Origin of the sequence: Faecalibacterium sp. AF10-46, assembly GCF_003604105.1 — a bacterium.
Classification (GTDB): Bacteria; Bacillota; Clostridia; order Oscillospirales; family Ruminococcaceae; genus Faecalibacterium; species Faecalibacterium taiwanense.
Map to the genome: position 1 here is coordinate 77,561 of NZ_QVGY01000008.1, position 25,753 is coordinate 103,313.

A 25,753-nucleotide genomic window follows, 5' to 3' on the forward strand; every position below is an offset into this window, starting at 1 on the left:
CCATGACATTTAAAGAATTGAATCTGTCCGCCCCGCTTCTGCGCGCTGTGCAGGAGGCAGGCTATGAGACCCCGTCGCCCATTCAGGCGGCGGCGATCCCGCCGGTGCTGTCCGGCCGGGATCTGATGGGCTGCGCCCAGACCGGTACCGGCAAGACGGCTGCTTTTGCGCTGCCCATGCTGGACCGGCTCACGGCCAATGCGCCCCGCAGAAAGGGCGCGATCCGCGCCCTGATCCTGACCCCTACCCGTGAGCTTGCTTTGCAGATCGGCGAAAGCTTTGATGCTTACGGAAAGTATCTCAAGCTGCGCAGCACCGTCATTTTTGGCGGCGTTGGGCAGGCACCGCAGGTGGAAGCGCTGAAAAAGGGGGTAGACATCCTGATCGCCTGCCCGGGACGGCTCAACGACCTGATCGGTCAGGGATTTATCGATCTCTCGAACCTTGAGATCTTTGTGCTGGACGAAGCCGACCGGATGCTGGATATGGGCTTTGTGCACGATGTGAAGAAGGTGATCGCAAAGCTGCCCGGGGAGCGTCAGAACCTGATGTTCAGCGCCACCATGCCCACCGAGATCGAACAGCTGGCCGCAGGCATCCTGCGCAAGCCCGCCTTCGTCAAGGTGGACCCGGTGTCCAGCACCGTGGACCGCATCCAGCAGAGCCTGTACCATGTGGAAAAGGGCAACAAGAAATTCCTGCTGCCGTGGCTCATCAAGAACCTGCAGCCCCCGGTGGTGAACGCGCTGGTGTTCAGCCGCACCAAGCACGGCGCGGATAAAATTGCAAAAGACCTCACCAAGCAGGGCATCCCGGCGGCGGCCATCCATGGCAACAAGAGCCAGACCGCCCGCGTGACCGCGCTGGAAAACTTCAAGGCCGGCAAGACCAGGGTGCTGGTAGCCACCGATATCGCCGCCCGCGGCATCGACATCAGCGAGCTGTCCCATGTGTTCAACTACGACCTGCCCGAGGTGCCGGAGACTTATGTGCACCGCATCGGCCGCACGGCCCGCGCCGGTGCCGACGGTACGGCGGTCAGCTTCTGTGCACCTGAGGAGCAGGAGTATCTGGCAGGCATCGAAAAGCTGAACCGCCGCAAAATTCCCGTGGTGAGCGGCCACCCGTGGGACGGTGTGCCCGCGCCGGTGCGCCCGGAGCCGCCCGTGCGCGGCAAAAAGCCCAAGGCAGCCGCCGCTGAACCGGCAGAAAAGCCTGCCGCAAAGCAGCCGAAGCCCGCAAAGGCCGAAGCAAAAAACGCAAAACCTGAAAAAAAGGCTGCACCCGCACCCAAGGTGCAGGCAAAGCCCGCAAAAACCGAAAAAGAGGAACCACTCATGGATGATACCAAGCGTACTACCGGCGGACGCAGCAATGACCGCCGTTCCAATAATAACAGCCGCCCGCGCCGGGAGCAGAATGCTCCTGCCCGCGGCAGCAATGCGCAGCCCAAGTTTGACCCGCATTTTGTGAGCGCCCCGGAGGCCACTCCGCTGCGCCCGGCCAAAAAGACTCCGGCTGCACCCGCCGCCCCGGCCATCCGCACGGCTGCACAGCCTGCTCAGCAGAACAGCAGCATGCAAGGCCAGAAGAGCCGTCGCAATGACCGCAGCGACCGTCCGGCCCGCCAGAACAGCCAGCCTGCCGCCCAGAGCCAGAGCGCAGAGCAGGGCCGCGGTGCAAACAACGGCCAGCGCGGCCGTCAGAATGCGTCCCGCAATGCACAGCCTGCACCGGCCCGTGCCCCCAGAGCGGAGAGCAGCCGCCGCGGCCGTGCTGCTGCAAGGGACGAAGACCCGGGCCTTGTGCTCATCAGCCGCCGTCCGCCGCAGCAGAAGTTCACGAACTTTGAGGAGTATATGAACGCCCACGGCGGTGCAACTGCACCCATTGAGGACCACAGCGACGAAGTATGAGCAAAAATGAACCGTTTGCCCCATGGCAGTGCCCGCTGTGCGGGGAGAAACTGACCGGCGACAGCACCCTGAAATGCACAAAAGGCCACTGCTTTGACCGCGCCAAGGAGGGCTACTGGCATCTGCTGCCGGTGCAGAGCATGCGCACCAAGGCTCCCGGCGACAGCAAGGAGATGGTGGCCGCCCGCCGCGCGTTCCTGAATGGCGGATACTACGGCATCTTTGGCAAAGCGGTGGGTGAGCTGTGCGCAGAGTACGGCCAGCCTGCCAGCCCGGAGGCGGCGCTGCATCTGCTGGATGCAGGCTGCGGCGAGGGCTGGTACGACCGCTGCATCGCGCAGGCGCTTGCCGAAAAAGGCCGCCGGGTGCAGATGGCGGGTTTTGATATCGCAAAGCCTGCGGTGCGTCTTGCGGCCAAGGCCCTGCCCACGGCACAGTATGCGGTGGCATCCAGCTTCAGCCAGCCGGTGCGCACCGGCTGGGCCGACCTGCTGCTGAACTGCTTTTCGCCCTTTGCACAGGAGGAATTCCTGCGGGTGCTGCGCCCGGGCGGACGGATGATCTATGTGGTGCCCGGTGCCGAACATCTGTACCAGATGAAGGCCGTGCTCTACGAAAAGCCCTATAAAAACCCGGTGCAGCAGATCGCCTATGACGGTTTTGCCGCCATTGGGGAACGGGAAGTGACCGGCCGCGTCACGGTGCCCCACGAACAGCTGGAAGCGCTGTTCGCCATGACACCCTATTACTGGAAAACGCCGCGCGGCGGGGCGGAGCGTCTTGCTGCGCTGTCCCAGCTGGAAACCGATATCTCGTTCCGGTTCCTTGTATTTGAAAAGCTGTAATGATAGCAGTCTGCGTTTTTAATGCACAAGCAACATCCGCAAACTGCATATCGCAAATATGCCGTTTTAATAGGCACTATTTTTGAAAATTGCGATAAAAAGCAAAAAACGCTCGTCATGCAGAATTGTGTGACGAGCGCTTTTTTGCTTCAGTTTCTGTCAAAAGCCCCGTCCCCGAGGGGGCTGTCGAGCGAATGCGAGACGGGAGGAGTTCCGTGTGACAGGTCGTCCACGAAAAACACCACTGCCCCCACCGCCGGAGGATAGGAGGAGTCCGGCAGGTGAGGGCAGCAGTGCTGTATCAGGATAGAGAGATCGCTTAGTGTTTTTCGCCCTTGGGCAGCAGACCGGCACGCTCCAGGGCCGGACGCAGGGCGAGGTACAGGATGACCGCACACACGGTGGAGGCCACGCTGTTTACAAAGGTGACGCCGCCTGCAATTTTGGTCAGTGCCTGTGCCACGGTGTATTCCTGACCAAAGATGTACACATTGCGGAAGTAGCCCAGGAACGGGTCGGTCAGCACGTTCAGCAGCAGGCCGGAACCGGCAGAAACGATCACCTTGACGAGATAGCCGGAGCTGTGCTTGTCGAGGTCGCGCAGCTTGAATGCCTTGTGCGCCACGGCACCGCAGGTGATGCCGATGATGAACTTGAGCACAAAGGTGGTGACGGCGTAGCCCGGGTCACCGGCCAGAATATCGGCCAGCGCCAGACCAATGGCACCGGCCAGACCGCCGGACACACCGTCCAGCAGCAGGGCGGTCAGGGCGGTGAAGGTGTTGCCCAGATGGAACGAAGAGCCGCCGTAGAACGGCACACGGAAGAACAGATAAGCCACAAGGCTTAAAGCGGCCATGACACCGGTCAGGGCCAGCTCCTTGGTGGTGAAGGTGCGCTTGTACAGCACACTTGCAAACAGAATGACGATGACAACGACTGCCAGAAGCAGCCACATTGCAGTAGTAGACATGATTTACTCTCCCTCCAAATTTCCGTTCCCGCGGCACCAAAGCCCCACTGGGGCTTTGATTGCTTCGCAACCACTTACCTACAATCCTACTTGACATTTGGGTGTCCAGCGGGTATGCTCCTATTATACGCAGAACTGACACCATGAAAATACCCAGAATAAAGTTTTTTCATGGGGTCAGTTTGACGCAATACCCAGACAGGAGGGATGATTTATGGTCCATCTGACCACGGCGCTGGATGCTTCTTCTGGCGTGCCGCTGTACGAACAGCTGTACCGCAGCCTTGCCGGAGAGATGCGAAGCGGCACCCTTGCGGCGGGCACCCGGATGCCCGGCAAGCGGCGGCTGGCGGCAGAGCTGTCCGTCTCGGTGAATACGGTGGATGCCGCCTATCAGATGCTGGCGGCGGAAGGGTATCTGGAATCGCGGGAGCGCAGCGGCTTTTATGTACAGGAATATCTGGCCCTGCCGTTCCGGCCTGCCGGCGGGCCGGAACAGCCCGCACCGCCAAAACCGGAACCGCCTGAGCTGCCGGTGCGGTACGACCTTTCCACCCGCGGGGTAGACCCGGAGCTGTTCCCGTTCCGCACATGGGCGCGGCTGCAAAAGGAGCTGCTCTATTCCTCGCCCCAGCTGCTCACCCACGGCGATGCACAGGGCGACCCGGCCCTGCGGCAGGCGCTGGCGGAATATCTTTCCGAATACCGGGGTGTGCAGTGCGGGCCGCATCAGATCGTGGTGGGCGCGGGATTGGAATATCTGCTGGGCCTGCTGGCACCGCTGCTGCCCGGCCCTGCAGCGGTGGAAACGCCGGGCTACCCCCGTGCTTTGCAGGTGCTGCAGAACAACGGTGTGCACTGCTGCTGCCTACCGGTGGACGAGGACGGCCTTTCGGTGGAAGCACTGAACCGGTCGGATGCAGCGGTGTGCTACGTCACGCCCAGCCACCAGTTCCCCACAGGTGTTACCATGCCTGCGGGCCGCAGGGCCGAGCTTCTGCACTGGGCAGCCCGCAGGCCGGGCGGGCGGTATATTATAGAAGATGATTACGATTCGGAGTTCCGTTTTGATACCCGGCCTCTGCCCAGCCTGCAGGGCATGGCGGGTGCAGACGGCCCGGTGGTGTACCTCTCCACCTGCTCCCGCAGTCTGGCTCCCAGCATCCGTATCGCCTATATGGTGCTGCCGGAGCATCTTCTGCCTGCATGGCGGAAAAAATACCGCCTGTACTCCGGCACGGTGAGCCGGTTCGAGCAGCAGACGCTGGCCCGCTTTATCACCGAGGGCTACTTCACCCGGCATCTGGCCCGGGAACGGGTGGCCTACAAGGCCCGGCGGGACGCGCTGGCGGCAGCATTGAACACTGCCTTTGCTCCCGGCGAGCTGACCCTTGCGGGCCTGCACACCGGCCTGCACCTGCTGGCAAAGCTCAAAGACCCGCCGCCGGATGCTGCGCTGCGCTGCGCGGCGGAAGCCGAAGGCGTGCAGCTGAGCCTGCTGAGCGATTACGACCTGACCGGAGAAGCACCCTCAGCGGCGGGCACGCTGGTGCTGGGTTATGGCTCGCTGAAGGACGAGGCCTGCGCCTCGGTGGGCGAAACATTGAAAAAGGTCTGCATGGCAGCGCGGGAAACATCCGTGACCGTGTAAGTGCCGCTGGCGGCATCCCACTGGCCGGGCAGGGCCTGCGCCGCCACAGCGGCGCTGTTGTTGGCAAGAAATTCCAGAGTGCGCTCCAAAGCGTCATAGTCCAGCGCGGTCAGGTCGGTGAGCAGGGCCGAACTGCTGGCACGCAGGGCATCCGGCAGGGTGGCGGGCAGCAGGTCCAGATCCTGCCGAAAAAAAGCATCCCACACGGCAGCGCGGGCCGCTGCGGTGCGTACTGGTGAAAAGGCTTCGTCGGCCTGCAGCTGGCATAAGAATTCGTGCGCGTCCCCGGCGGAAATGCCCTGCACGGCCCGGCTGCGGCCATAGCGGGCAAGCTCTTCCTCGGTCAGTGCGCCGGTAAAGCCTACCCGCACCGGCCCGTACCGGCTGGTAATGCGCTCCAGCACATCGGGAGAAAAGGCCAGATACCTTGTGCCCTCCGGCAGGGCCAGCACCTGTGCCAGCGCTTCGCGGCAGCGGGCCGGGCCAGCGGCGGCATAGCAGCGGGCAAGGGATGTTTCTTCTTCTGCAAAAGGCACGGTGAGTGCGGCAGGCACGCTGAGCAGATGCACGCAGTTCTGGCTGGCGTTCAGGTAGGCCAGCACAAAACCGGGCTGTTCGCCGGAGACGCACAGCAGCACAGTGAGCTGGTCGGTGGTCTTGGGCAGCTGGATGGGCACACCGCTCTCGCTGCGGGCAGCCTGCCGCAGCTGGGTGCGCAGCTGCTGACGGGACAGCAGCACCGTGCCGCCCACCAGCGGCACCAGCACCAGCAGCGAAGCAAACAGTGCTGCGCAAAAGGGCTTCCAACCTCCACTGCGCATGGGATACACCGCCTTTCCTTTGCATAAAGCTTTGGCCTGCAGGCAAGACTTTATGCAGCAAAGGAGGCGTTTGCAGATGAAAAACAAAAAAGAAACCGCACCGACCACAGAGAAAGAACGGGAGAACTTCTGGCTGGAGATCGGCCCCGCCAGCGCCTATTACGGCACAGATTCTTACGAGACCGCGAAAGAAAACGGCGATGCCAGCCCGGATGGCAAAGCCCGGGGGTTTGAAGGCGCGGAGCCTAAATAAAGTGGTTGGTTCCCAGCGTGCCGGTAATTTCTCCTCGGACACGAATCGGGCCATTCCATCGCCCGCCCTATTGCCTGCGGCAACAGGGTCCCACCCCAGCGGACGGTCCTTGGAGAAACTCCCGGCCCACTGGCCCGGTAGATGCAGCTTGCCATTACGGCTTTTTGGGGTGAAAATGCGTTTGTTCCCCTGAAAAGTCACACCAAAATAAAATTCATCTGTCGGCATAACAGATGAAAAACAGCATATGATATAAAAAATGTCTTGCGCACAAGGACAGAATATGGTATAGTCTTTCTATCGCGCACAACTGTGCGCCGGAAGAACTGAAAAAGACGTGCACGGCGGGGAAAGACCGTGCACTCTGGAGAAGCCCGCTTGTAAAGTGGGTGCCGAAGGTGTAAGGCCGCAGGGAAAGCGGCTGTATCTCTCAGGCAAAAGGACAGAGCCATCGTCTTTGCGCAATGGGGCGCAGCCGGGAATGCGGCGCACCCCGGCTGCGGAAAATGAGAGCGCTCCGAATTTTGCGGGCAGAGCCTTTGGTGGGTTCTGTCCGCTTTTGTTTTGTGTATAGGGGGAAAGAGAGAATGGTCGAGATGATCACACAGGTGAACAATGCCATCAATGGCGTGGTGTGGGGGCCGTTTGGTCTGGCACTGCTGTTCTGCACCGGCTTCTGGATGAGCGCCCGCACGGGCTTTTTCCAGTTCCGCAAAATGGGCTACTGGCTCCGGCATACCATCGGCGCGATCTTCACCAACAAGGACATCACCGCGCACACCAGCAAGGAGGATATGGCCATCAGCCAGTTCCAGAGCATGTGCACGGCGCTGGCGGGAACCATCGGCACCGGCAACATCGTGGGTGTGGCAACGGCTATCGTTTCCGGTGGGCCGGGAGCCATCTTCTGGATGTGGGTCATGGCATTGCTTGGCATGATGACCAGCTTTTCGGAGAATGTGCTGGGCGTGTACTACCGCCGCAAAAACGAAAAAGGCGAGTGGTCGGGCGGTGCCATGTACTACCTCACCGATGGTCTTGGCGCAAAGAAGGGCTGCAAACAGCTGGGCAAGGTGCTGGCAGTGCTGTTTGCCTGTTTCTGCATTCTGGCTTCCTTCGGCATTGGAAACATGAGCCAGATCAATTCCATCGCGGGCAATATGAACGCTGCTTTTGGCGTACCGACCCTCGTCACCGGCCTGTGCCTGATGGTGGTCACGGCCCTTATCGTCATTGGCGGTTTGAAGCGCGTTGCCGCTGTTACCGAAAAGCTGGTGCCGCTCATGGCCCTGTTCTACATTGCAGGCGCGCTCATCATCGTAGTGCTGCACGCGGGCAACATCCCGGCGGCATTTGCGGCTATTTTCAAGGGTGCGTTCAACCTGAACGCGGCAGGCGGCGGTGCGCTGGGCTACGGCATCAGCCAGACCATTACCTGGGGCTTCAAGCGCGGTGCCTTCTCCAACGAAGCCGGTCTCGGCTCTGCCGTCATGGTCAACTCCGCTTCCAACGTCAAGGAGCCGGTGCATCAGGGCATGTGGGGTGTGTTTGAGGTGTTTGCCGATACCATCGTGGTCTGCACGCTCACTGCTCTGGTCATCCTGACCACCGGCGTGGTAGACCTGCAGAGCGGCGCTGTACTGGCCGGTGTGCAGGACAACGCATTGGTGGGTCAGGCCTTCACCGCAGCCTTTGGCAGCTTTGGCCCCAAGTTCATTGCTGTTTCCATTCTGTTGTTTGCCTACTCCACTACGCTGGGCTGGAGCCACTACGGCACCAAGGCCGTGGAGTATCTCTTCGGCACCACCGGCAGCCGCATCTACAAGGTGGTCTTTGTATGCATGACCGTGGTGGGTGCCACCATGAAGCTGGGCCTTGCGTGGGATCTTTCCGACACTTTCAACGGTCTGATGATGATCCCGAACCTGATCGGCGTGCTGGTGCTGTCCGGCACTGTGGTGGACATCACTCGCAACTACTTCGACCGCCGGGTGAAGGGCAAGGACATCGAACCCATGTGGTCGGCTTTCCTGGAGTACCAGAAGCAGGAGGAGGCCGAAGCCGCCGCAGAGGAAGCGGAGCTGGAAAAGGCCGCAAACGAATAAAATACCCAAAAGCAAGGGCTGTCTGTGAATGAGGACAGCCCTTGCTTTTGTCTGCTGCCCTGCCTTATAATAAATTAAAAAACAGGGGAGGGAACAACCATGAGCGAATTTTCCCATCTGAAAAACAAACTCCTTGCCGAACAGGTGGAGGACGAAATTTACCACTATATTCTGGATACCCCGCTGGAGCCGGGAGCCAAGCTGCCCAATGAATTTGAGCTGGGCGAAAAATTCGGTGTGGGCCGCAGCACCGTGCGCGAAGCCGTGAAGCTGCTTTCCAGCAAGGGCATCGTGGAGGTGCGGCGGGGCTCCGGCACCTATGTGGTCACGACTGCCAAGGGCCTTTCGGACCCACTGAACCTGCGCAGCGTGCAGGACAAGAACGCACTGGCGCTGGATCTGGTGAACGTGCGCCTGCTGCTGGAACCGGGCATGGCCGAGATGGCAGCGCTGAACGCTTCCGACGAGGACATTGAGCGCATCCAGCGCCTGTGCGACCGGGTGGAGAGCAAGATCCACAGCGGTGATCTGTACATTGAGGACGACATCGCATTCCATACCTGCATCGCAGAGAGCAGCAAGAACATGGTGGTGGAGCAGCTGATCCCCATTATCGATACGGCGGTCATGATGTTCGTGAATGTTACCCACAAAAAGCTGACGGAGGAGACCATCCTGACCCACCGCATGATCACCGAAGCCATTGCCCGGCATGACCCCATTGGTGCCCGGTCTGCCATGGTGATGCACCTGAACTTCAACCGCAACTGCATCCGAAAGCTTTACGACGGCGAATGGGAAACCTGACGCCGCCGCATTTTACGTCCCCGCACAGTGCAAGGTCTGTGCGGGGACTTTTTATGTCTGAAGTTGTCTGATGACTTTTTAAGACGAATGAAACAGAAAAGTCGAAAAACTGGTTAGATTATATGATGTATCCAAGATTTCAGAGCAATGTGCACGAAAAACTGGGCTGGTTATTGTTATAAAGTGGGTTCTGACTGCGACAACTTGCCAACGAGGCGGGATTTGATTACAATAAACATGTAAGATGTCCGACAGTCAAAAGGACGATTTGCAAAGCAGAAAAAAGCATTTTGGAGGTATGATCATGGAACTGCGTTCTCAGACAGTGCGTAAACTGGCACCGGAAAATGATCCGCTGAAGATCGGCATGGGCTGGAAGGTGGACGACCTTGCAAAGCCCCAGATCATGGTGGAGAGCACCTTTGGCGACAGCCACCCCGGCAGCGCCCATCTGGATCAGTTCGTGAAGGAGGCTGTACAGGCAGTCAACACCCACGGCGGCAAGGCTGCACGCTATTTTGCGACCGATATGTGCGACGGCATCGCACAGGGCCACGACGGCATCAACTACTCGCTGCCCCACCGTGATGCCATCGTGAATCTGGTGGAAGCTCAGGCCAACGCAACCGTGTACGACGGCGGTGTATTCATCGCCAGCTGCGACAAGTCCATGCCCGCCATGCTGATGAGCATTGGCCGTCTGAAGGATATGAGCGCCATCGTAGTCACCGGCGGCGTGATGGAGGCCCACACCCTGCCCAAGAAGTACGTGGTCAACGACCCCGCCTGCGCCATCAACGATCTGCTGACGCTGGAACAGATCGGCAAGTTCGACGCATGGGAAAAGACGGGCGTGATCCCCAACGAGCAGCTGGACTACTACAAGCACAATGCCTGCCCCAGCTGCGGTGCCTGCTCCTTTATGGGCACCGCCTCCACCATGCAGATCATGGCCGAGGCCCTGGGCCTGATGCTGCCCGGCACCGCCCTGATGCCCGCCACCGCTCCGGAGCTGAAGCAGGCTGCCTATGATGCCGGCGTTCAGGTGATGAAGCTGGTGGCCGAGGGCATCAAGGCCAAGGACATCGTCACCATGAAGAGCTTTGAAAACGCCATCATGGTGCACGCCGCCATCTCCGGCTCCACCAATGCCACCATGCATCTGCCCGCCATTGCACACGAGTTCGGCTTTGAGATCGATGCCGACACCTTTGACCGGATGCACCGCGGCGCACACTATCTGCTGAACATCCGTCCCTCCGGCGACTGGCCCGCACAGTACTTCTACTATGCAGGCGGCGTGCCCCGCGTGATGGAAGAGATCAAGTCCATGCTGCATCTGGACGTGATGACCGTCACCGGCAAGACGCTGGGCGAAAACCTGGAAGACCTGAAGAAGAACGGCTTCTACGAGCACTGCGATGAGATCCTGCAGGAAAAGACCAAGGGGCTGGGCATCAAAGTCACCCGCGAGGATATCATCCACAGCTTTGACAACGCCAAGGGCACCGACGGCAGCATCGCCATCCTGAAGGGCAATCTGGCCCCCGAGGGCAGCGTCATCAAGCACACTGCCTGCCCCAGGAACATGTTCCATGCCACCCTGCGCGCAAAGCCCTTTGACAGCGAGGAAGAGTGCATCAGCGCCGTTCTGAACAAGCAGGTCCAGCCCGGAGATGCCATCTTCATCCGTTACGAAGGCCCCCGCGGCAGCGGCATGCCCGAGATGTTCTACACCGGCGAGGCCATCTGCGCCGACCCGAAGCTGGCTTCCAGCGTGGCGCTCATCACCGACGGCCGCTTCTCCGGCGCAAGCCGCGGCCCGGTCATTGGTCATGTCAGCCCGGAGGCCGCTGTGGGCGGCCCCATCGCTCTGGTGGAAGAGGGCGATCTCATCCGCATCGATGTGCCGAACCGTCAGCTTGCCATCGTGGGCGTGAACGGTGAGGAAAAGACCCCCGAAGAGATGGAGGCCATCCTTGCCCAGCGCCGCAAAAACTGGAAGCCCAAGGCTCCCAAGTACACCAAGGGCCTGCTGAAGCTCTACTCTCAGCACGCCGTCAGCCCCATGAAGGGTGCATATATGGAGTAAAAACGCTTCGTTTGCGATAAAAACCAAAAACAAAAAATCAACTGTTCAGCGTTGTTTTGCTGAACGGTCTGGATAAAGTTACGCCAAAAACAAAAAAGCGGATATTGCTTCGTCTATAAAAACCATCGAGATCCGGTGTCCGTCTGCGGGGACGGCGCTGAAATAAGACCCAAAGCACACAAAACATCAAAAAATGGAGGAAACGTTTATGACAGCTGTTGCAACCCCGGACGCCGCGCGGCTCGTGTTCGCCGCGGTGGCGGGCCTGATCCTTTTGCTCATCCTCATCATCAAGTTCAAAGTCCACGCCATGATCTCCATCCTGATCGGTGCGGTGGGCATCGGCCTGATGGCCGGTATGCCCCTGTCTGACATCATCGGCTCGGTCAACGAAGGCATCGGCAACACCTTAAAGGGCATCGCTCTTCTGGTGGGCCTTGGCTCCATGTTCGGTGCCATTCTGGAAGAATCCGGCGGCGCACAGACGCTGGCCGTGACCATGGTGCGCAAGTTCGGCGACGAAAAAGCCGCATGGGCGCTGGGCATCACGGGTCTGGTGGTGGCCATGCCGGTGTTCTTTGATGCCGGTCTGATCATCCTGATCCCGCTGGCCTTCTCTCTGGCAAAGCGCACCAAGCGCTCGGTCCTGTACTATGTCATCCCTCTGCTGGCCGGTCTGGCTGTCGGCCACGCCTTCATCCCTCCCACGCCGGGCCCCGTTCTGGTGGCCAGCATGCTGGGCGTTGATCTGGGCTGGGTCATCCTCATCGGCATCTTCTGCGGCATCTTCGCCATGATCGCTGCCGGTCCCATCTGGGGCTCCATCTGCGGCAAGAAGTATATGATCGAGGTGCCCGAGCACGTTGCACAGCAGGCAGACATCGACGAGAGCAAGCTGCCCAAGTTCGGCACCATCGTGGGCATCATCCTGATCCCACTGGTCCTCATCATTGCAAACTCTGTGGCAAAAGTGGTGCCCGCTCTGGCTGGCATCCAGCCCGTTCTGGCCTTCCTCGGTGAGCCCTTCATGGCTCTGCTGCTGGCTACCATCGCTGCTATGTATCTGCTGGGCACCCGTCACGGCTATAACAATGCCCAGCTGGAAAAGATCATGACCAAGTCCCTTGAGCCCACCGGCATGATCCTGCTGGTCACTGCCTGCGGCGGCGTGCTGCGCTACATGCTGCAGAACTCCGGTCTGGGCGATGTCATCGGCAACGCCGTGGCAAACGCCAGCCTGCCGCTGGTTCTGGTGGCCTTCATCGTGGCTGCTCTGGTGCGCATCTCCGTTGGTTCCTCTACCGTGGCTATGACCATGGCAGCAGGCATCATCTCCGCAATGCCCGGCATCAGCGAGCTGAGCCCGCTGTATCTGGCCTGCGTCACCGCTGCCATCGCTGGCGGCTCCACCGTGTGCTCCCACTTTAACGACTCCGGCTTCTGGCTGGTGAAGAGCCTTGTGGGCATGGACGAAAAGACCACCCTCAAGACATGGACCATCATGGAAACTCTGGTTGGCGGTGTGGGCTTCCTGGTAGCACTCATCATCTCCTTCTTTGCCTGATCATCCTCATCTGCGGGGCTGTGCCTGCACACAGTCTGCGCAATGCTTTGCAAATTCCTGAAATCTCCTCAGCATAGCAGACCCCCGGGCGGTTCACCGCCCGGGGGTCTGCTGCTTTCTGTATTATCTGTATTATAAAAGCGGAAGGTCCGGCCCGGAGGCCAGCTGGATGAAGGCGTCCATTTCCCGGGTGCAGCATTTATCCTTGTGGTAGAACATCTGGCGGTACATGGTCAGCCGGAAGTCTGACACCTCCAGAATGCGCAGATCTCCTCTGGACGCAGGCTCAGCCACAGCGAAGCGCGGCAGCAGGGAAATGCCGGAGGAGCGCTCCAGCATCTTGATGATAAAGGAGGTATCGCTGATCTCAAGGCTGGGGGTCAGCTCGATCTGGCGGGAAGCCAGAAACCGGTCAAAGGTGCGGCGGTAGTTGGCGTTGCGTTCGGTGAGGAAGAAGGGCTTGTCCAGAAGCTCTGCTACCCGGTACGGGCCGGGGTGGCCGAGGTCGATGTCCGGGGAAGCCACGAACACCACCTCCTCCGGCACCTCGTTGCACTTGTGCCAGCTATTGGAGTAGCGCGGCTCATCCAGAATGCAGATGAGGTCCACCTCGCCGCGCTCCATCTTTTCGATCAGCTCTTCCGGGGAGCCGGTAGTGACCCGAAGGCTGACTTTGGGGTGTTCCACCCGGAACTGATGCATCAGGCCGGGCAGACGGAAAAAGCAGAGAGATTCCAGCGTGCCGATGTGCAGGCAGCCCTCCAGCTCGGCATCCTCGCTCAGGGCGCGGCGGGCGTTGTGGATGGTATCCAGAATGCTGTTGGCGTATTCCAGAAAGCACTGGCCCTGTGCGGTCAGGATCACCCGCTTGCCCATGCGGTCGAACAGGCGCACACCCAGCTCTTCTTCCAGCGCTTTGATCTGCACGGTAACGGCAGACTGGGAATAGCCCAGACTTTCCGCTGCCTTGGAAAAGCTCTGGAACTGGGCGGCACGGATCAGGGTGTTCAGCTGGCGCACTTCCATGGCAAAGCTCCTTTGCTATTAATATTTTTAAACTATAACTTTAGTTTTATGAATTTGAATCATGCATATGTCTATGTTAAACTAAATGTGTCAACACGTCAAGTGAAAATTTGACGTTTCGTGAAAGGCTGGCCGTGCGGGCTGCGGCGGAGAGAGCGCTGTCAGGTGCCGCACAAAGGTCAGGATAGGAAAAGGAGGATTTTATTCTTATGGAAAAGAAAAAATTCAAGCTCGGACTGCTGCCGAAGCTGCTCATCGCCATCGTGCTGGGCATCATCATCGGCCAGTTCTTCCCGGTGTGGTTCTGCCGGGTCGTCGTCACGGCATCCAGCATCTTCAGCTCGTTCCTGAAGTTCGTCATCCCGCTGATGATCGTGGCCTACGTCACCATGGGCATTGCCGACCTGAAGAGCGGCGCAGGCAAGCTGCTGCTCATCACGGTGGCTCTGGCCTACGGCTCCACTCTGATCGCAGGCTCGGCATCCTATCTGGTGTCTGCAAACCTGTTCCCCAGCTTCATGAGCGAAGGCGCTCTGGAACAGATCGCCGCCACGGCTGACAACTCTCTGGCCAGCTACATCTCCATCTCCATCCCGCCCATTCTGGACACCCTCTCTGCCGTGGTGCTGGCCTTTGTGCTGGGCCTGTGCATGTCCACCTTGCGCGGCAAGACCATCGGTGATACACTTTACAACGGCATGAAGGACTTCTCCGGCATCATCGATCAGGTGCTGCACAGCGTCATCATCCCGCTGCTGCCCCTGTACGTCTGCGGCACCTTCATCGACATGACCAAGTCCGGCAAGACCTTTGCCATCCTGGGCATCCTGTGGAAGGTGTTCCTGGTGGTCATCATCATGCATCTGGTCTGCATCTTCCTGCAGTTCTGTGTCGCAGGCGCTGTGAGCCACAAGAGCCCCTTCAAGATGATCCGCAACCAGATCCCCGGCTACACCACCGCACTGGGCACCCAGTCCTCTGCAGCCACCATCCCGGTCAACCTGCAGTGCGCTGCGGCTGACGGCATCAGCGAGCAGATCCGCAACTTCGTGGTGCCTCTGTGCGCCAACATCCACATGGCAGGCTCCATGATCACCATTACCGCCTGCGCCACCGCCGTCTGCCTGATGAACCAGCTGCCCATCAGTCTTGCTACCGTGGTGCCCTTCATCATGACTCTGGGCGTTGCCATGGTGGCTTCTCCCGGTGCTCCCGGCGGTTCCATCATGACCGCTCTGCCCTTCCTGTACATGATCTTCGGCGCTGAGGCCGGCGACCCCAATGGCTCCATCTGCGCCATCATGGTGGCTCTGTACATCACCCAGGACTCTTTCGGCACTGCCTGCAACGTCTCCGGAGACAACGCCATCGGTGTCATCGTGGAGACCATCTACCAGAAGTTCATCAACAAGAGCAGCGCAAGCGTCTGATGCGCCCTGCGCGGTTCTTGACCTGACAGGAGTGACACCCCATGGCATTTATCAGTGTTTTTGATGTTCTGGGCCCGAACATGATCGGCCCTTCCAGCTCCCACACCGCAGGTGCGGAGATCATCGCCTTTCTGGCACAGAAGATGATCGCCCCGCCGCTGAAGCGGGTGGACTTTACCCTCTACGGTTCCTTTGCCAAGACCTACCACGGCCATGGCACCGACCGCGCCCTGCTGGGCGGCATCATGGGCTTTTCGGCCGATGATACCCGCATCCGGGATTCCTTTGCCATTGCCACCGACCGCGGCCTTGGCTACAGCTTCACCCCCAATGAGGTGGAGACCGACATCCACCCCAACACGGTGGATATCCGCATGGAGAATGCGGCCGGTCAGGTGATGACCGTGCGCGGTGAATCGCTTGGCGGCGGCAAGGTGCGCATCGTGCGGATCAACGGCGTGGAGGTGGACTTTACCGGCGAGTACAACGCCCTCATCGTGGTGCAGAAGGACAAGCCCGGCGTGGTGGCGCATATCTCCAAGATCCTCAGCGACCGCGGCGTGAACATCGCGTTCATGCGTCTGTTCCGCGAGGAAAAGGGCCACACGGCTTACACCATCGTGGAGTCGGATGAGCGCCTGCCCGAGGGTGTGGATCAGCTGCTGCTGGCAAACCCGAACATCAACGATGTAATGGTCGTGCAGCCGTAAGGAGGGACAAGCGATGAACATGGATTTCAAGTCCGCCAAGGAGCTGCTGGACCTGTGCGAGGAAAATCAACTGCCCATTTCGGAAGTGATGCGCCAGCGGGAATGCATTCTGGGCGAAGTGCCCCGGGATGCTGTGGATCACCGCATGGCAAAGGCATGGGAGATCATGCGCGCTTCTGCCACCCAGCCGCTGAAAAAGCCCATCAAATCCATGGGCGGCCTGATCGGCGGCGAGGCCAAAAAGCTGGAAACACATTATAATAAGAAGAAAAACATCTGCGGCGATGTGCTGCAGAAGGCCATGACCTACGCCATGGCCGTGCTGGAAGTGAACGCTTCCATGGGCCTGATCGTGGCTGCACCCACCGCAGGCTCTGCAGGCGTGGTGCCGGGCATGATGCTGGCCCTGCAGGAGTGCTACCGCATCTCCGACCAGCGCATCGTGGATGCCTTGTTCAACGCCGGTGCCGTGGGCTATCTTGCCATGCGCAACGCCACCGTGGCCGGTGCCGTGGGCGGCTGTCAGGCCGAGGTGGGCATTGCGTCCGCCATGGCTGCTTCTGCCGCCGTGGAGCTGATGGGCGGCGACCCGCAGCAGTGTCTGGACGCGGCTTCCACCGTGCTGATGAACATGCTGGGCCTTGTGTGCGACCCCGTAGGCGGGCTGGTGGAGTATCCCTGCCAGAATCGCAACGCTGCCGGTGTGGCCAACGCCCTCATTGCAGCAGAACTGTCCCTGAGCGGCATCCGCCAGCTGATCCCCTTCGACCAGATGCTGGATGCCATGTACGCCGTGGGCAAGCGCCTGCCCGCCGAGCTGCGCGAGACCGCCCTTGGCGGCTGTGCCGCCACCCCCGCCGCCTGTTCCGTCTGCGGCCTGTGCAGCGGGAACTGATCTTTCAACATGCAGCGCCGCCGGTGTGGAAACGCCCGGCGGCGTTTTTGCGCGTTTGTGACCGGAAATGCCGGCCCGAACGTCGGGACTTTGCATCTTTTTGTGCAAACACGCCGAAAAGATGGCCGGGATGACTGGCGCTTGTCTGCGAAATGTGATAAACTAAATGCAGAAGTGCTCTGCGCAGCCCGTGCAGAGCGGCAAAAAAAGATGATAAGTGAGGTCGTTTGTAATGAAGATCATTCGTGCAAAGGATTATGCGGATATGTCCCGCAAGGCAGCCAATATCATTTCGGCACAGGTCATTATGAAGCCCAACTGCGTGCTGGGTCTGGCGACCGGCGGCACCCCTGTGGGCGCGTATGCACAGCTGGTGGACTGGTACAACAAGGGCGACATCGATTTTTCTGAGGTGACCACCGTCAATCTGGACGAGTACCGCGGCCTGCCCAAGGAGCACCCGGAAAGCTACTGGAGCTTCATGCACCGCAACCTGTTCGACAAGGTGAACATCGACCCTGCAAAGATCAACCTGCCGGACGGCACCAACCCCGATGCAGAGGATGCCTGCGCAAAGTACAACCAGATCATCCACGCTGTGGGCGGCATCGACCTGCAGCTGCTGGGCATCGGCCACGACGGCCACATCGGCTTCAATGAGCCGGGCGAAGCCTTTGAGCTGGAGACCCACTGCGTGGATCTGACCCCCGAGACCATTGAGGCAAACAAGCGCTTCTTTGACGGCAATGTGGATCTGGTGCCCAAGCAGGCTTATACCATGGGCATCAAGACCATCATGCAGGCACGTAAGGTGCTCATGGTGGCAAACGGCGCAGGCAAGGCCGAGATCATCAAGAAGGCATTCTTCGGCCCCGTCACTCCGGAGGTGCCCGCAAGCATTCTGCAGATGCATCCGGACTTCACGCTGGTGGGCGACGAGGAAGCTCTGAGCCTGATCTGATCGTTCCGCGCTCTGACTGCCGCACGGTGCAATGCTGTGCGGCAGTTTTTTGCTGGCAACGGCTTTACAATCGCGCAAAAAGGCGGTATTCTTTTATATATGACACTTTTCTCAGGGAGGAAACCATGGATATCCGCCAGCTGCACTACTTTCTGGTATTGTGCGATGAAATGAATTACAGCCGCGCGGCACAGCGGCTGTTTTTGTCGCGGCAGGCACTGCGGCAGAGCATCTCTGCGCTGGAAGCCGAGCTATGCGGGCCGCTGTTCCTCAGCGCCCACCACAAGCTCACCCTTACCGACCGCGGCATGAGCCTGCAGCGCCATGCCGCGCCGGTAGTGGAGCAGTTCCAGCAGATGCAGGCATCCCTGCGGGCCGAGATCCAGTCGGCGCAGCCGGTGCGCATCGGCATCAGCGTGTCGCTGGTGCCGGACTACCTGCCCGGGCTGGAGACCCAGCTGGACAAGTTCCGCCAGCAGTACCCCCATGTGGAGATGCGCTTCCGCATGATGGACAACGACGCGGTGGCGGACGATGTGGAGCAGGGGGAGCTGGACGCGGGTCTGGTCATCGATCTGGGCTGTGCTGCGCCGGTACTGGCCCGCACCACCCTGCGGGCGGACCCTGCCTGTCTGCTGGTGCCCCGGGGGCACGCGTTCTGGGATAAGGAGAGCATCCCGCTGGCAGAGCTGCGCGGTCAGCGGGTGCTGCTGCCCAGCTTGCGGCAGGATCTGTTCAGCCCGCTGTGGTCGGCCTGCGCCCGGTCGGGCTTTGCGCCGAATGCGGAGATCGGCCCCAGCTTTTATCAGGCCTATTATCTTGTGCAGGAGCAGCTTTGCACCTGTCTGACCCGCTACGAGCCGGGTGCCCGGCGGGAGCTGGACCGCGTGCGGGATGTGCTGCTGGAAGATCTGCCCCCGCTGTGCGTCTCACTGGTGCAGCGGCGGGATCATTCCTCTGCCTACATCGACCTGCTGCGCAGCTACCTGATGGAGGTGCTGGGCGGTTCGGCCAGCCTGCCGCCCCGCCGCGGACGGCCCGCAAAGCCGTTCTACAATTTCCCGGTGCTGTCCAGTGCTGCGGCAAAGGCTGCACCGGCCCACCCGGTGCCCGGCACCCAGCTGGATTTTGCCGGCGGCACCAACTTCCGGGAGCTGGGCGGTTACGAAGCCGACGAGGGCAAGCATATCAAGTGGGGCCAGATCTGGCGCGGCATCCCTACCTGCAAGCTCACCGGTGAAGCCGACCGCGCGAAGCTGGACGCGCTGGGCCTGCGCCTGATCCTTGATCTGCGCAGCAGCGGGGAAGTGCAGAAAGAACCGGACTACGTACCGGACGGTGCACGTCTGGTGCAGATCTGCGGCCTGTGCGCCGAGGACGGCCACGAGATCTCCTTTGCGCCGGATGGTATCGCCGCCCTGATGAAGGGCCATGAAGAAAGCGCCGACGGCAGCACCTTCATGCAGGCGATGTACGAGCGGATGCTGTTCGGCAACAAGGCGTTCAAGGAGCTGTTCCGCGCGCTGGAAGCAGGCGAGACCCCCATCCTGTTCCACTGCTCGGCCGGCAAGGACCGCACCGGCGTGGCGGCCATGCTCATTCTGCTGGCACTGGGCGCTTCGGATGAGACGATCTGTGCGGACTATGAGCGCACGAACCTCTGCCGCAAGGCTGAGATCGACGCAGTGCTGGCGGAGCACGCCGAAGAGATCGCGGCAAACCCGGCCTGCCGGATGCGCTATTACCGCAAGGCGGGCGTGGACCCGGCAGCCGCACCCTTTGTGCTGCGCACCATCCGCGCAAAATACGGCAGCGCCGAGAACTATCTGGAAGCCGAATACGGCCTGACCCCTGCGCGCCTGATGCGGCTGCGCAGGATGTATCTGGAATAAACGGGAACGGGGACGGCATCCGGTGCGGATACTGTCCCTGTTTTCTGCACAAAATGTTCTGCGGAGCAGGGTTTTCCTCTTGACAAGCGGGCAATTGTTTCGTACTATAAATAGTAGTATGGAATAAAAGACGCTGTGTGCAGGTCGTTCCCGTGACCCGTGTCCCTTACAGGCAGAGCCTGCCTGTTTTTATATAAGATAGAACCGTAGATAGAAAAGCTTGCAGCCTGTCCGTGCGGCCTTGGCCGTGCGTGTGGTCTTATTGCCACTTTTTGCATTGAAAGCTCGCTTATAAAAATGTTTGCAGCCTACACCTGCCCTACAGCGTCTCCTGCTTATGATTCAGAATTTTGAATTCTAACAAAGGAGAGTGAAACGCGATGACCGCGATTGGAGTGATTGTGGCCCTGATCGCTGCTGTGATCGGCGTTGGTGCGGGCTATTTTATTGGCTACAACAACCGTAAAAAGACCGCCGAAGCCCAGATCGGCAGCGCAGAAGCCGAGGCGACCCGCCTTGTGAACGAAGCGATCAAGACCGCAGAACAGAAGCGCAAGGAAGCGGTTCTGGAAGCAAAGGACGAGGCCTTCAAGCTGAAGGCCGAGGTGGATGCCCAGAAGGCAGAAGCCGATAAGGAGATCAAGCAGCGCCGTGCGGAGATCAGCCGTCAGGAGAACCGCATCGACCAGAAGGAAACTGCCCTCGACCGCAAGACCGAGGCGCTGGAACGCAAGGAAGAAGAGCTGAAAAAGCGCGCCGCAGAGACCGAGGAGCGTCTGGCTGAGATCGATGCCCTGCGCGCCAAGGAGATGGAGCGTCTGGAGACGCTGGCAGGTCTGAGTCAGGAGGATGCCCGCGAAGTGCTGCTGCACAAGGTGGACGAGGAACTGACCCACGAAAAGGCTGTGCGTGTTGCCGCCTATGAGACCGACCTGAAGGAAAACTGCGACAACATTGCCCGCAACCTGATCGGTCAGGCTGTCAGCCGCTGCGCTGCCGACCACTGCAGCGAGACCACCGTGAGCGTGGTGCCGCTGCCCAGTGATGAAATGAAGGGCCGCATCATCGGCCGCGAAGGCCGCAACATCCGTGCGCTGGAAACGGCTACCGGTGTGGACCTGATCATCGACGATACCCCGGAGGCCATCACCCTGTCCTCCTTCGACCAGACCCGCCGCGAGGTGGCCCGCATGACGCTGGAACGCCTGATCGGTGATGGCCGCATCCACCCCGCCCGCATTGAGGAAACGGTGGAAAAGTGCCGCCACGAGCTGGAGCTGCAGATGAAGCGCGAGGGCGAGCGCGCCGTGATGGAGCTGGGCATCCATGGCCTGCACCCGGACCTCATCAAGCTGATCGGCCGGCTCAAGTACCGCACCAGCTTTGGCCAGAACGCTCTGAACCACAGCATGGAGGTGGCATGGGTGGCCGGTCTGCTGGCAGGCGAGATGGGTGTGAATGTGACCATGGCACGCCGTGCCGGTCTGCTGCATGATATCGGCAAGGCACTGGATCACGAGATCGAGGGCAGCCATGTGCAGATCGGTGTGGACATCTGCCGCAAGTACAAGGAAAACACCCAGATCATCCATGCCATCGAGGCTCACCACGGCGACGTGGAGCCTAAGACTCCGCTGGCCTTCATCATTCAGGCTGCCGACGCCATCAGCGCTGCACGCCCGGGTGCCCGCCGCGAGAACGTGGAAAGCTACGTCAAGCGTCTGGAAAATCTGGAGGAGATCTCTTCCAGCTTCGAGGGCGTGGAGCAGGCCTTTGCCGTGCAGGCAGGCCGCGAAGTGCGCATCATGGTCAAGCCCGATGTCATCAGCGACGATCAGGTGATCCTGCTGGCACGCTCCATTGCCAAGAAGATCGAGGACACGCTGGATTACCCCGGCCAGATCAAGGTCAATGTGATCCGCGAGAGCCGCGCTGTGGAGTACGCAAAATAAAGTTTTGCCCCAAAAAGCTGCCGTGCAGATGCACAGCAGCTTTTTTCTGCTTGTAATCCGGCGGCAAAAAAGGTATCATGGAGAAAAACAGACCGAAAGGGGAGAACCACTCTATGAAACATGCAAGAAAATGGCTGGCTTGCCTGCTGGCGGGTGCACTGGCGCTGGCGGTGCTGGCCGGATGCAGTGCACTGATGGGCGGCACGGTGCAGAAGGATACAGAACAGGCCAAGGCCCTGATGAAAGAGGTAGACCCCAGCCTGACCTATAATACCGATCTGGAAGATGCAGCCAGCCGTCTGGCGGACTGGCTGGTGGAGGACTCCACCCAGCTGACCACCCAGTCCGGCCTGCTGACACGCAAGGTGCCCATGACCACCGGCTCCGGTGCCATGCTGGACACGAATGTGTACGATTTTATCGATCATTCCACCAGTTTTCTGTTCCTGCCAAAAGGCGTGGTGATCGGCCTTGCAATGAACAACGAATGGGGCTTTACCGGCTACCTGTATGCTCCGCCGCTGAGCGAGGCGGGCAGTGCACTGCGCAGCTATGCGGCAGGCCGCACACAGATGGGCGCGGTGTTCATTGAATACGGCGGCGAGATTTACGTAGTGGCGATGTTTGCCTGAAAAACGAAAAAACGGTGTTTCCCTGCTGAGAACGGTGCGTTTTCAGCAGGGATTTTTTGAGTCTGGTATGTGCACAAAAAACGGGTTGAAAGTACGACTTATGCACAAAAAATGAAAATACACAGGTGAAATCTCTTCATCTGTTTCCGGGAAAAACACAAAAAACTCATGTTTTCGTGAAACTGTATTTTGCGAAAATACAGTACATCTTCAAATCTGCACAAAAATAAAAACATATTTTTCACTGACCATTGGTCAAAGCACAGAAAAACAGCCGGAAGCCTTTCTTTTTTAGGTGGAACAGCGTATAATGCGGATATCGCACAAAGGTGTGCAGTGCTCCAGAGGAGGAGCAAAAAACCTTTGTGCATTTTTCACCATTCAATGCTTTACTTTAATAAAGCATTGAGGCAAGAGAGAGGGAAAAAATATGAAATTCGATCGTCGTATTTCTCGCCGCAGCTTCCTGGCTGCTGCAGGCGTATCGGCTGCTGCACTGGCTCTGACTGCCTGCGGCGGCTCTTCCAGCACCGCTGCTTCCGGCTCCACCGCTGCTTCTGGTGCAGCCGCCTCTGCTGAGGGCGGTGTGCTGAACGTCATGCTGGAGACCGAAGTCCAGTCTCTGGACCCCCAGCTGGCTACCGATGGCACCTCCTTTGAGGTCATCGCATGCTACACCGACGGCCTGATGCAGATGGATGCGAACGGTGCAGCCGTGGAGGCTCTGGCAGAGAGCTATGAGCTGAGCGAGGACGGCAAGACCTACACCTTCCACCTGAAGGATGCAAAGTGGTCCAATGGCGATGCCGTTACCGCAGCAGACTTCGTGTTTGGCTGGCAGCGTGCTGTTGACCCCGCAAACGCATCCGAGTATGCCTACATGCTGAGCGATATCGGTCAGGTGGTCAACGCCGCCGAGATCATTGCAGGCGACAAGCCCGTCACCGATCTGGGCGTCACCGCAGTGGACGACAAGACCCTGAAGGTGGAGCTGAATGTTCCGGTCAGCTACTTCCTGAGCCTGATGTACTTCCCCACCTTCTACCCCATGAACCAGAAGTTCTTTGAGAGCTGCGGCGATACTTACGGCACCAGCGCAGACACCGTGCTGTCCAACGGTGCATTCGTGCTGACCAGCTATGAGCCGGCTGCCACCGCTTTTGAGCTGGTGAAGAACGCCGATTACTACGATGCCGACCGCATTGCGCTGGACGGTCTGAACTATCAGGTCATCAAGGACAGCCAGCAGGCTCTGATGAGCTATCAGAACGGCGATCTGGATATCACCCTGCTGAACGGCGAGCAGGTGGAGCAGGTCAAGGACGACCCCGAGTTCACCAGCGTGGGTGCCGGCTACCTGTGGTACATCAGCCCCAACATGGACGCTGTGCCGGAGCTGGCAAACCTGAACCTGCGCCGTGCCATCACCTTTGCACTGGATCGTGATTCCATCACCAATGACGTGCTGAAGGATGGCTCTTCTCCCGCCTACACCGCAGTGCCCGCACAGTTCGCCACCGGCCCGGATGGCAGCGATTTCAGCGCCGACCAGACCAAGTTTGCAGAGTTCTGCGCATACGATCCCGACAAGGCTGCAGAGTACTACGAGCAGGCCAAGGCTGAGCTGGGCAAGGATTCCTTCTCCTTCACCATGGTCGTCGATGCCGACGATGCTCCTCAGAAGGTCGCTCAGGTCGTTCAGGAGCAGCTGCAGACCACTCTGCCCGGCTTTACTCTGGAGCTGAAGGTAGAGCCCAAGAAGCAGCGCGTGCAGGATATGCAGGACGGCAACTTTGAGATCGGCCTGACCCGCTGGGGCCCCGACTACGCCGATCCCATGACCTATCTGGGCATGTGGGTCACCGGCAACTCCAACAACTACGGTCTGTGGAGCGACGCTGACTACGATGCCATCATCGCAGAGTGCACCACCGGTGATCTGTGCACCGATCCCGAGGGTCGCTGGGAAGCCATGTATGACGCTGAGTCCATCGTGCTGGAGCAGGCCGCCATCTTCCCGCTGTATGGTCAGTGCAACGCCGAGATGATCTCTTCTGCCGTGACCGGCGTGGACTTCCACCCGGTTGCTCTGAACCGCGTCTACAAGGACGCAAAGAAGAGCGTCTGATCCTGATCGAGAACTGAAATGCCGCACAGTGGCAGCGAAAATGCCGCTGTGCGACTTTTTGGCTTTTGCACTGTCCGCGTGCGGTGCACGGCTGACCGCGGCAGGCGGGAGCCGTTCTGCCCCGTGCAGGGCGGAGAAGAAACTTTAAGGGGGTCTACCCAACGTGAAAAAATACACGCTCAAGCGTATCATCACTTCGTTGTTTACGCTGCTGGCCATCCTGCTGGTGTTGTTCATCCTCATGCAGCTGATGCCCGGTTCGCCCTTCAACGATGAAAAGCTGACACCGGAAATGCGCGCATCCCTGTACGCAAAGTACGGTCTGGATCAGCCCATCTATGTGCAGTTCTTCCGCTATGTGACCAACATGCTGCGCGGTGACTTCGGCGTAAGCTACAATATTTCCAAGAACACGCCCATCTCCCAGCTGATCCAGTCTCGTCTGCCCATTTCCATCCGTGTGGGCGGCATGGCTGTTACACTGGGTGCCATCGTGGGCCTTGTGCTCGGCATCATTGCAGCCCTCAAGCGGGACACCATCTTCGACACTCTGGCCACCATCATCTCGGTCATCGGCGTGTCGGTGCCGTCTTACGTGATCGCACTGGCCCTGAGCTATACCTTTGGCTTCAAGCTCAAGTGGTTCCCCATGCTGTTCTCCGCAAAGGATGTATTCGGCTCCAGTGTGCTGCCCAGCATCTCGCTGTCCATGTTCACCATGGCTTCCATTGCCCGCTTTACCCGCAGTGAAATGATCGAAGTTCTGGACTCCGATTATATGCTGCTGGCCGAGAGCAAGGGCATTTCCGGCCCGGCGCTGATCTTCCGCCACGCGCTGCGCAATGCGCTGATCCCCATTATCACCGTGCTGGCCCCGCTGATCGTGGACCTGATGACCGGCTCGCTGGTGGTGGAGAAGATCTTCGCCATTCCCGGCGTGGGCAGCCTGCTGGTGACGGCCATCCAGTCCAACGACTACAATGTGGTCATCAGCCTGAGCTTCATCTACAGCGCCATGTACATTGGCATCATGCTGGTCGTTGACCTGCTGTACGGCATCATCGACCCGCGCATCCGCTTGGCAAAGGGGGACGACTGAT

The 25,753-nt window shown here is 59.6% G+C and carries 20 protein-coding genes and 1 riboswitch; of the genes, 17 read left to right on the top strand and 3 right to left on the bottom strand.

Annotation, left to right across the window (positions count from 1 at the left end; translation table 11 throughout):
* Positions 1-2 precede the first annotated feature (2 nt).
* Together DWV57_RS09720 and DWV57_RS09725 are read left to right on the top strand one after the other, a co-directional pair.
* Positions 3-1,916, top strand: a complete 1,914-nt coding sequence (locus DWV57_RS09720; RefSeq protein WP_120020663.1) for a DEAD/DEAH box helicase — start codon at positions 3-5, stop codon at positions 1,914-1,916.
* Positions 1,913-2,761 (top strand): putative RNA methyltransferase, encoded by an 849-nt coding sequence (locus DWV57_RS09725; protein ID WP_120020664.1) that lies wholly within the window; start codon positions 1,913-1,915, stop codon positions 2,759-2,761. The genes DWV57_RS09720 and DWV57_RS09725 overlap by 4 nt, the downstream gene beginning before the upstream one ends.
* Before the next feature lie 319 nt (positions 2,762-3,080).
* On the opposite strand, the gene DWV57_RS09730 is transcribed toward DWV57_RS09725, so the two are convergent.
* The gene (locus tag DWV57_RS09730; protein ID WP_242960012.1) at positions 3,081-3,734 is read right to left on the bottom strand and encodes an ECF transporter S component; all 654 of its coding nucleotides are present in this window, start codon (positions 3,732-3,734) and stop codon (positions 3,081-3,083) included.
* Positions 3,735-3,948: 214 nt separating this feature from the next.
* Between DWV57_RS09730 and DWV57_RS09735 the strand changes: the two genes are divergently transcribed.
* Complete coding sequence (locus tag DWV57_RS09735; RefSeq protein ID WP_120020665.1) at positions 3,949-5,385, top strand: PLP-dependent aminotransferase family protein; 1,437 nt, start codon at positions 3,949-3,951, stop codon at positions 5,383-5,385.
* Here DWV57_RS09735 and DWV57_RS09740 read toward each other — a convergent pair.
* On the bottom strand, positions 5,292-6,206 hold the full coding sequence (locus tag DWV57_RS09740; RefSeq protein ID WP_120020666.1) for a hypothetical protein: 915 nt from the start codon (positions 6,204-6,206) through the stop codon (positions 5,292-5,294). The two genes, DWV57_RS09735 and DWV57_RS09740, sit on opposite strands and share 94 nt — an antisense overlap.
* A 76-nt stretch (positions 6,207-6,282) precedes the next feature.
* On the opposite strand from DWV57_RS09740, the gene DWV57_RS14535 reads away from it, so the two are divergent.
* The 5 genes from DWV57_RS14535 (at position 6,283) to DWV57_RS09760 (ending at position 13,027) form a co-directional block, all read left to right on the top strand.
* Positions 6,283-6,459 (top strand): hypothetical protein, encoded by a 177-nt coding sequence (locus DWV57_RS14535; RefSeq protein WP_165853690.1) that lies wholly within the window; start codon positions 6,283-6,285, stop codon positions 6,457-6,459.
* Positions 6,460-6,813: 354 nt separating this feature from the next.
* Positions 6,814-6,915: riboswitch (glycine riboswitch) on the top strand.
* A 131-nt stretch (positions 6,916-7,046) separates the two neighbouring features.
* A complete protein-coding gene (locus DWV57_RS09745; protein ID WP_097774156.1) occupies positions 7,047-8,564 on the top strand; it encodes a sodium:alanine symporter family protein in 1,518 nt (505 codons plus the stop codon).
* 99 nt (positions 8,565-8,663) lie between these two features.
* A complete protein-coding gene (locus tag DWV57_RS09750; RefSeq protein ID WP_097780994.1) occupies positions 8,664-9,371 on the top strand; it encodes a FadR/GntR family transcriptional regulator in 708 nt (235 codons plus the stop codon).
* A gap of 304 nt (positions 9,372-9,675) precedes the next feature.
* On the top strand, positions 9,676-11,463 hold the full coding sequence (gene ilvD / locus DWV57_RS09755; RefSeq protein WP_120020667.1) for a dihydroxy-acid dehydratase: 1,788 nt from the start codon (positions 9,676-9,678) through the stop codon (positions 11,461-11,463).
* A gap of 208 nt (positions 11,464-11,671) precedes the next feature.
* Positions 11,672-13,027, top strand: a complete 1,356-nt coding sequence (locus DWV57_RS09760) for a gluconate:H+ symporter (protein ID WP_097777045.1) — start codon at positions 11,672-11,674, stop codon at positions 13,025-13,027.
* Positions 13,028-13,159: 132 nt separating this feature from the next.
* On the opposite strand, the gene DWV57_RS09765 is transcribed toward DWV57_RS09760, so the two are convergent.
* A complete protein-coding gene (locus DWV57_RS09765; RefSeq protein WP_118528432.1) occupies positions 13,160-14,053 on the bottom strand; it encodes a LysR family transcriptional regulator in 894 nt (297 codons plus the stop codon).
* A 209-nt stretch (positions 14,054-14,262) separates the two neighbouring features.
* On the opposite strand from DWV57_RS09765, the gene DWV57_RS09770 reads away from it, so the two are divergent.
* The 9 genes from DWV57_RS09770 (at position 14,263) to DWV57_RS09810 (ending at position 25,752) form a co-directional block, all read left to right on the top strand.
* Positions 14,263-15,483: a dicarboxylate/amino acid:cation symporter gene (locus tag DWV57_RS09770; protein ID WP_120020668.1), complete on the top strand. Its 1,221-nt coding sequence runs from the start codon at positions 14,263-14,265 to the stop codon at positions 15,481-15,483.
* Positions 15,484-15,524: 41 nt separating this feature from the next.
* Positions 15,525-16,193 (top strand): L-serine ammonia-lyase, iron-sulfur-dependent subunit beta, encoded by a 669-nt coding sequence (gene sdaAB, locus DWV57_RS09775; RefSeq protein WP_120020669.1) that lies wholly within the window; start codon positions 15,525-15,527, stop codon positions 16,191-16,193.
* Positions 16,194-16,212: 19 nt separating this feature from the next.
* Positions 16,213-17,088, top strand: a complete 876-nt coding sequence (gene sdaAA / locus DWV57_RS09780) for an L-serine ammonia-lyase, iron-sulfur-dependent, subunit alpha (protein ID WP_120020692.1) — start codon at positions 16,213-16,215, stop codon at positions 17,086-17,088.
* 232 nt (positions 17,089-17,320) lie between these two features.
* Positions 17,321-18,049: a glucosamine-6-phosphate deaminase gene (nagB, locus tag DWV57_RS09785; protein WP_097777043.1), complete on the top strand. Its 729-nt coding sequence runs from the start codon at positions 17,321-17,323 to the stop codon at positions 18,047-18,049.
* Positions 18,050-18,174: 125 nt separating this feature from the next.
* Positions 18,175-19,941: a tyrosine-protein phosphatase gene (locus tag DWV57_RS09790; RefSeq protein ID WP_118528424.1), complete on the top strand. Its 1,767-nt coding sequence runs from the start codon at positions 18,175-18,177 to the stop codon at positions 19,939-19,941.
* 380 nt (positions 19,942-20,321) lie between these two features.
* Positions 20,322-21,893 carry a ribonuclease Y gene (gene rny, locus DWV57_RS09795; protein ID WP_120020670.1) on the top strand — a complete coding sequence of 524 codons (1,572 nt, stop codon included), beginning with the start codon at positions 20,322-20,324 and terminating at the stop codon, positions 21,891-21,893.
* 113 nt (positions 21,894-22,006) lie between these two features.
* Complete coding sequence (locus tag DWV57_RS09800; protein ID WP_120020671.1) at positions 22,007-22,525, top strand: hypothetical protein; 519 nt, start codon at positions 22,007-22,009, stop codon at positions 22,523-22,525.
* 430 nt (positions 22,526-22,955) lie between these two features.
* Positions 22,956-24,653 carry a peptide ABC transporter substrate-binding protein gene (locus DWV57_RS09805; protein WP_120020672.1) on the top strand — a complete coding sequence of 566 codons (1,698 nt, stop codon included), beginning with the start codon at positions 22,956-22,958 and terminating at the stop codon, positions 24,651-24,653.
* A gap of 163 nt (positions 24,654-24,816) precedes the next feature.
* A complete protein-coding gene (locus DWV57_RS09810) occupies positions 24,817-25,752 on the top strand; it encodes an ABC transporter permease (protein ID WP_005936865.1) in 936 nt (311 codons plus the stop codon).
* Position 25,753: the final 1 nt, after the last annotated feature.

What these genes read in the sequence shown, in the direction of transcription:
- DWV57_RS09750 (WP_097780994.1), top strand. Translation starts at nt 8,664, where the DNA reads ATGAGCGAATTTTCCCATCTGAAAAACAAACTCCTTGCCGAACAGGTG.
- nagB (WP_097777043.1), top strand. Translation starts at nt 17,321, where the DNA reads ATGAAGATCATTCGTGCAAAGGATTATGCGGATATGTCCCGCAAGGCA.
- DWV57_RS09805 (WP_120020672.1), top strand. Translation starts at nt 22,956, where the DNA reads ATGAAATTCGATCGTCGTATTTCTCGCCGCAGCTTCCTGGCTGCTGCA.
- DWV57_RS09720 (WP_120020663.1), top strand. Translation starts at nt 3, where the DNA reads ATGACATTTAAAGAATTGAATCTGTCCGCCCCGCTTCTGCGCGCTGTG.
- sdaAA (WP_120020692.1), top strand. Translation starts at nt 16,213, where the DNA reads ATGGATTTCAAGTCCGCCAAGGAGCTGCTGGACCTGTGCGAGGAAAAT.
- DWV57_RS09760 (WP_097777045.1), top strand. Translation starts at nt 11,672, where the DNA reads ATGACAGCTGTTGCAACCCCGGACGCCGCGCGGCTCGTGTTCGCCGCG.
- DWV57_RS09800 (WP_120020671.1), top strand. Translation starts at nt 22,007, where the DNA reads ATGAAACATGCAAGAAAATGGCTGGCTTGCCTGCTGGCGGGTGCACTG.
- DWV57_RS14535 (WP_165853690.1), top strand. Translation starts at nt 6,283, where the DNA reads ATGAAAAACAAAAAAGAAACCGCACCGACCACAGAGAAAGAACGGGAG.
- DWV57_RS09730 (WP_242960012.1), bottom strand. Translation starts at nt 3,734, where the DNA reads ATGTCTACTACTGCAATGTGGCTGCTTCTGGCAGTCGTTGTCATCGTC.
- sdaAB (WP_120020669.1), top strand. Translation starts at nt 15,525, where the DNA reads ATGGCATTTATCAGTGTTTTTGATGTTCTGGGCCCGAACATGATCGGC.
- DWV57_RS09770 (WP_120020668.1), top strand. Translation starts at nt 14,263, where the DNA reads ATGGAAAAGAAAAAATTCAAGCTCGGACTGCTGCCGAAGCTGCTCATC.
- DWV57_RS09765 (WP_118528432.1), bottom strand. Translation starts at nt 14,053, where the DNA reads ATGGAAGTGCGCCAGCTGAACACCCTGATCCGTGCCGCCCAGTTCCAG.
- DWV57_RS09745 (WP_097774156.1), top strand. Translation starts at nt 7,047, where the DNA reads ATGGTCGAGATGATCACACAGGTGAACAATGCCATCAATGGCGTGGTG.
- DWV57_RS09740 (WP_120020666.1), bottom strand. Translation starts at nt 6,206, where the DNA reads ATGCGCAGTGGAGGTTGGAAGCCCTTTTGCGCAGCACTGTTTGCTTCG.
- rny (WP_120020670.1), top strand. Translation starts at nt 20,322, where the DNA reads ATGACCGCGATTGGAGTGATTGTGGCCCTGATCGCTGCTGTGATCGGC.
- DWV57_RS09735 (WP_120020665.1), top strand. Translation starts at nt 3,949, where the DNA reads ATGGTCCATCTGACCACGGCGCTGGATGCTTCTTCTGGCGTGCCGCTG.
- DWV57_RS09790 (WP_118528424.1), top strand. Translation starts at nt 18,175, where the DNA reads ATGGATATCCGCCAGCTGCACTACTTTCTGGTATTGTGCGATGAAATG.
- DWV57_RS09725 (WP_120020664.1), top strand. Translation starts at nt 1,913, where the DNA reads ATGAGCAAAAATGAACCGTTTGCCCCATGGCAGTGCCCGCTGTGCGGG.
- ilvD (WP_120020667.1), top strand. Translation starts at nt 9,676, where the DNA reads ATGGAACTGCGTTCTCAGACAGTGCGTAAACTGGCACCGGAAAATGAT.